This window comes from Streptomyces sp. S6, from assembly GCF_054880855.1.
In genome coordinates this window covers 1-3,970 of record NZ_JBTYMC010000452.1, presented here as the reverse complement: position 1 = coordinate 3,970, position 3,970 = coordinate 1, and the positions used below count along the sequence as shown (strand labels likewise).

Sequence of the window (3,970 nt, the reverse complement as noted above, 5' to 3'; positions counted from 1 at the left end):
CAGCCCCGCACCGGCGACCTCCGCGTGCGCCACCACCGACCCCGCCACCCCGGCCCCCTGAGGCCCCGTGCTCATCGCCGCCGACAACGCCTCCGCCAGCCCCCCGAGCTCCACATGGACGACGAGCACCGGCTTGGCCGGCACCTCCGCGGCGGCCGAGCGCAGCGCCTCCGCGAGTTCGGCGTCGTCGGTGGAGCCCTCGCCGATCGAGGGGATGGCGGTGACGACGACGGCGTCGCACGTGTCGTCGGCCAGCGCGCGCGTGAGGGCGCGGCGGAAGTCCTCCGGGGAGGCACCGGTCGTGAGGTCGAGGGGCGGGAGGGGGCGCAGTCCCTCGGAGAGGCAGGCGTCGTAGGTGAGCAGCCCGAGGGACTCGGAGTTGCCGAGGATCGCCACGCGCGGGCCCGCCGGGAGGGGCTGGCGGGCGAGCAGGAGGCCGGTGTCGACGAGTTCGGTGATGGTGGCGACGCGGATCACGCCGGCCTGGCGCAGGAGCGCGGAGACCGTCGCGTGGGGCAGCCGGGTCGCGCGGACCGCGTGCCCCTGGGGTGCCGATCCCGCGCCCTGGACGACGACGAGGGGCTTCGCTGCGGCCGTCCGCCGGGCGAGGCGGGTGAACTTGCGGGGGTTGCCTATGGATTCCAGGTACATGAGGACGACGTCGGTGTCGGGGTCGTCGTACCAGTACTGGAGGACGTCGTTCCCGGAGACGTCCGCGCGGTTGCCGGAGGACACGAACGTCGACACTCCGGTCACGCCGGTGACGCCGCCGCCCCGGCGGTGCAGCCGGGAGAGCAGGGCGATGCCGATCGCGCCGGACTGGGCGAACAGGCCGATGCGGCCGGGGCGGGGCGTCTCGGGGGCGAGGGAGGCGTTGAGCCGTACGTCCGGGGCGGTGTTGATGATCCCGAAGGCGTTGGGGCCGATGATGCGCATGCCGTACGCGCGTGCGTGGCGGACGAGTTCGCGCTGGCGCTCGCGTCCGTCGGGGCCGCTCTCGGCGTACCCGGCGGAGACGACGACCAGCCCCTGCACGCCGTGTTCCCCGCACTCGGCGACGACTTCGGGCACGGCGTCCGCGGGGACGGCGATCACCGCGAGGTCGACGGGGCCGTCGATGTCGCGCACGGAGCGGTGGGCCGGGACGCCGTCCAGCTCCTCGACGCCGTCCGGGAGGGCCTTGTTGACGGCGTGCAGGGTGCCGGTGAAGCCCGCCGTGCGGAGGTTGGCGAGGACCGCGCGGCCGACGCCTCCGGGGGCGCGTCCGGCGCCGACGACGGCGACGGAGCCGGGCGCGAGCAGCCGCCGTACGGAGCGGGCCTCGGCGCGCTGTTCGCGGGCGCGCTGGACGGCGAGGGAGCGTTCGGTGGGTTCGAGGCCGAACTCCAGGCGGACGACGCCGTCCTCGAAGCTGCGCTTCTGGGTGTAGCCGGCGTCGGTGAAGACCTTGATCATCTTGGAGTTGGCGGGGAGCACCTCGGCGGCGAAGCGGCGGATGCCGCGCTCGCGCGCGACGGCGGCGATGTGCTCCAGGAGGGCGGAGGCGACGCCGCGGCCCTGGTGGGCGTCCTGGACGAGGAAGGCGACCTCCGCCTCGTCGGCGGGCCCGGTCGCGGGCAGGCCGCCGGGACCGATGCGGTCATAGCGTACGGTTGCGATGAACTCGCCTCCGACGGTGGCGGCGAGTCCCACCCGGTCCACGAAATCGTGGTGCGTGAAGCGGTGGACGTCCTTCGCGGACAGGCGCGGGTAGGGCGCGAAGAAGCGGTAGTACTTCGACTCGTCCGACACCTGCTCGTAGAAGCTGACCAGGCGCTCGGCGTCGTCGGCGGTGATGGGCCGCACGCGCGCGGTACCGCCGTCGCGCAGCACCACGTCGGCTTCCCAGTGGGCGGGGTACTCGTGCCGCTCCTGCGCGCTCTGCATGGGGCCCAGCGTACGGCTCGCGTCCGACAACGGCGCGAGGCAGTCTGGGGGACGGAAGACGGCGGGAGCCGGACCGAGGCCGCGGTCCGGCAGCCGTCCCGGAGAGGGCCGCGGTGGTTCCTCCGGGAACGCTTCACGTGTGGAAAAATGGTCTAGACAACCCTGAACACCGAAGGGCAGCATCACATGGCTGAGCGCCGCGTCACCATCGGCTGGGCGGAGGGCCTCCACGCCCGCCCCGCCTCCCTCTTCGTCCGATCCGCCACGGCCACCGGCGTACCGGTCACGATCGCCAAGGCGGGCGGCAACCCCGTCAACGCGGCCTCCATGCTGGCCGTCCTCGGCCTGGGCGCCCAGGGCGGCGAGGAGGTCGTCCTGGCCTCCGACGCGGAGGGCGCGGACGCCGCCCTCGACCGGCTGGCCAAGCTGGTCTCCGAGGGCCTCGACGAGCTCCCCGAGACCGTCTGACGACGCTCCACGCGCGCGTACCGAGCCGCGTCGCCCCTTCCCGGGCGGCGCGGCTCCGTCGTTTCCCGCGACTCCCGGAGCACCTCGGAATGAATTGCACGGCAAAGCACCGCAGGGCGCACGAGCGCATACCGAGGGCGCACGCCGAGAAATTCACGGCGCACGCCGGAAAAAGGCAGCGGAAATACACCTCCGCTAATTACCTCTTCTTTGTATACGGCGCCCGTGTTAATGCCGCAGGCCGGTCATGTTTACGGCGTGTTGCGAAGTCCTCACACGGTCCGCGCCGGCAAACCGCAGCCGGTGGGCGGCGGTCGAGCGCTCGGTGTGCAGGGCGGTGACCGCCCGCGCGCGCTCGGCGTCCCCGCGCGCGACGGCGTCCACGATCGCGCCGTGCTCGGTCCAGGAGTCGACGGGACCGGCCGACGGCTCCACGGCGTACATCCAGGCGATCTTGTGGCGCAGCTGGGTCAGGGTCGAGGTCAGGGCCTGGCTTCCGCACGCCTGGGCGAGCGTCTCGTGGAACCAGCCGCCCAGGGAGCGCAGATCTTCGCTGTTGCCCCTCCTGGCCCGCTCCTGGCCCAGCCTGACGAGTCCGCGCAGCACCTTCAGATGGGCCTCGGTGCGCCGCTGGGCGGCCCGCGCGGCACCGAGGGGCTCCAGGAGCAGGCGCATCTCCAGCAGGTCGGCGGCCTCCTGCTCGGTCGGCTCGGCCACACACGCGCCCGCGTGCCGGCGGGTCACGACGAACCCCTCGGCCTCCAGCGTGCGCAGCGCCTCGCGCACGGGGACGCGGCTGACGCCGTACCGGCGCGCGAGGAGTTCCTCGGTGAGACGGCTGCCGCGCTCGTAGACACCCGAGACGATGTCGTCCCGGATGGCCGTGCACACCGAGTGCGCCGGAATACGCATGACCGACCTCCGCCTTAATCCCCGTGAAACGCCGTCGAACGCAGCCGATCGACGTGTGTTCCGTGACTCTATTGCAATACGCCGGAATTTCCGATGGCGAGCTGGAATCCAGGGATATTTTTTGGACAGGAAGGCGTCCGAAACGTCGAAAGCCCCGGCCGAGAGGGCCGGGGCTGGACGGTCTCGCGCGCGCGTCAGACGTCGACGCCGTGCGCGCGCAGATAGGCGACCGGGTCGATGTCGGAGCCGTACTCCGGTGTCGTGCGGGCCTCGAAGTGCAGATGCGGTCCGGTCACGTTGCCCGTGGCGCCGGAGAGGCCGATCAGCTCTCCCGGGGCGACCGTCTGCCCCACGGAGACGGAGATCGACGACAGGTGCCCGTACTGCGTGTAGGTCCCGTCGTTCATCCGGACGACGATCTGGTTGCCGTAGGCGCCGCCCCAGCCGGTCTCGACGACCGTGCCGAGCCCGACGGCGTGCACCGGGGTGCCCGTGGCGGCGTGGAAGTCGATGCCCGTGTGGCTGCCGGAGGACCACAGGGAGCCGCCGCTGCGGTAGCCGGTGGAGACGTAGGAGCCGGTGACGGGCGCCACGAAGGCGTTCAGGCGGGCGCGTTCGGCCTCCCGCGCGGCGCGGGCCTCGGCCAGGCGCGTGGCCCGCGCCT

The 3,970-nt window shown here is 72.8% G+C and carries 4 protein-coding genes; 1 reads left to right on the top strand and 3 read right to left on the bottom strand.

Translation table 11 applies throughout. The features are described 5' to 3' along the window. Positions 1 to 1,926 (bottom strand): GNAT family N-acetyltransferase (locus ACVNF4_RS33420; RefSeq protein ID WP_461806624.1); only part of this gene is annotated, 1,926 nt, incomplete at its 3' end. A gap of 186 nt (positions 1,927 to 2,112) precedes the next feature. Here ACVNF4_RS33420 and ACVNF4_RS33415 point away from each other — a divergent pair. Then, positions 2,113 to 2,394, top strand: a complete 282-nt coding sequence (locus ACVNF4_RS33415) for an HPr family phosphocarrier protein (protein ID WP_461806623.1) — start codon at positions 2,113 to 2,115, stop codon at positions 2,392 to 2,394. A gap of 228 nt (positions 2,395 to 2,622) precedes the next feature. On the opposite strand, the gene ACVNF4_RS33410 is transcribed toward ACVNF4_RS33415, so the two are convergent. Further along, complete coding sequence (locus ACVNF4_RS33410) at positions 2,623 to 3,306, bottom strand: GntR family transcriptional regulator (RefSeq protein WP_461806622.1); 684 nt, start codon at positions 3,304 to 3,306, stop codon at positions 2,623 to 2,625. A 194-nt stretch (positions 3,307 to 3,500) separates the two neighbouring features. After that, the coding region (locus ACVNF4_RS33405) for a M23 family metallopeptidase (protein ID WP_461806621.1) at positions 3,501 to 3,970 on the bottom strand (470 nt) is incomplete at its 5' end.

Excerpts from the sequence above, each read along its gene's own strand:
- ACVNF4_RS33415 (WP_461806623.1), top strand. The coding sequence starts at position 2,113 with ATGGCTGAGCGCCGCGTCACCATCGGCTGGGCGGAGGGCCTCCACGCC.
- ACVNF4_RS33410 (WP_461806622.1), bottom strand. The coding sequence starts at position 3,306 with ATGCGTATTCCGGCGCACTCGGTGTGCACGGCCATCCGGGACGACATC.